This window comes from Mesorhizobium sp. M7A.F.Ca.CA.001.10.2.1 (genome assembly GCF_003998575.1).
Taxonomy (GTDB): domain Bacteria; phylum Pseudomonadota; class Alphaproteobacteria; order Rhizobiales; family Rhizobiaceae; genus Mesorhizobium.
The window spans coordinates 1-977 of sequence record NZ_RZQY01001127.1; the positions used below are offsets into that span (position 1 = coordinate 1).

Annotated in this window: 2 protein-coding genes; one reads left to right on the top strand and one right to left on the bottom strand. The window is 63.4% G+C overall.

Translation table 11 applies throughout. The features are described 5' to 3' along the window. The coding region (locus tag EN964_RS35610) for an isoprenylcysteine carboxylmethyltransferase family protein (RefSeq protein WP_164776467.1) at positions 1-515 on the top strand (515 nt) is incomplete at its 5' end. Positions 516-522: 7 nt separating this feature from the next. Here the strand turns inward: EN964_RS35610 and EN964_RS35615 are convergent. Continuing rightward, positions 523-977, bottom strand: a 455-nt coding sequence (locus EN964_RS35615; RefSeq protein ID WP_164776469.1) for a CoA ester lyase, incomplete at its 5' end; no start/stop codon positions are given.

The following is a 977-nucleotide window of genomic DNA, read 5'->3' on the forward strand; positions in this document are numbered from 1 at the left end:
ATCCCGGCCTGATGAATGAGCGGTTGAGTTCTCCTATCCAGAAGAATCAGGACACGGCCGACAAGGTCCTGCTGTCCATACTACTGCTCGCCATCTTTGGTTCGCAGATATTCATGGGATTCGACGTCCGTTTCGGCTGGTCCGTGGTTCCCGTCTGGGTGCAGGTGGTCGGCGCGCTCGTCCTGCTGCTCGGAATCTGGATCTGCTATCTGACGATGCTGGAGAACAGTTTCGCGGCGCCCGTGGTGAAGATCCAGGATGAACGCGGACAACGTGTGATCTCCACGGGGCCTTACAGCTACGTCCGCCATCCGATGTACGCCGGCGCCATTCTTTTCTTCGCCGGCACTGCACTTCTGCTTGGTTCCTGGTGGGGGCTGGCGTCGGTACTCGTGATCGTCGTTCTCCTGGCCATCCGCACCTTCATTGAAGAGAAGACGCTTCGCACCGGCCTGCGCGGCTATGACGACTATGTGGCCCGGGTCCGTTACCGCCTGATCCCATTGGTTTGGTAGCAGGCGCTCAGGCGGAAACACCTGCCGCCTTTGCCCGCGCCAGAAGCCGCTCGGCTAGCCGCAGGTGCGGTCGGTCGAACATCTTGCCGTCAATGCCGACGACGCCGGGATTTCCCGCTGCCGCGAACGCGGCGACGATTGCTGCCGATTGTCTCACGGCCTCGGCCGACGGCGTGAAGGCGGCGTTGATGACCGGCACCTGGTCGGGATGGATCGCCATCTTGCCGGTGAAGCCATCGCGCTCGGCCTCCGTGCATTCCACTTCGAAGGCCGCTATGTCGCGAAAATTCGGGAAGACGGTGTCGATCGCCGCGACCTCCGCCGCACCGGCGGCAAGTATGGTCATTGTGCGAGCGTGGCGGAACACGTCCGTGTAGCGGCCATGCTCGTCGCGGACGCTGCGCGCGCCGATCGCCGCCGACAGGTCTTCAGCGCCCCAGGTGAGGCCGGCAAGCCGCGCAC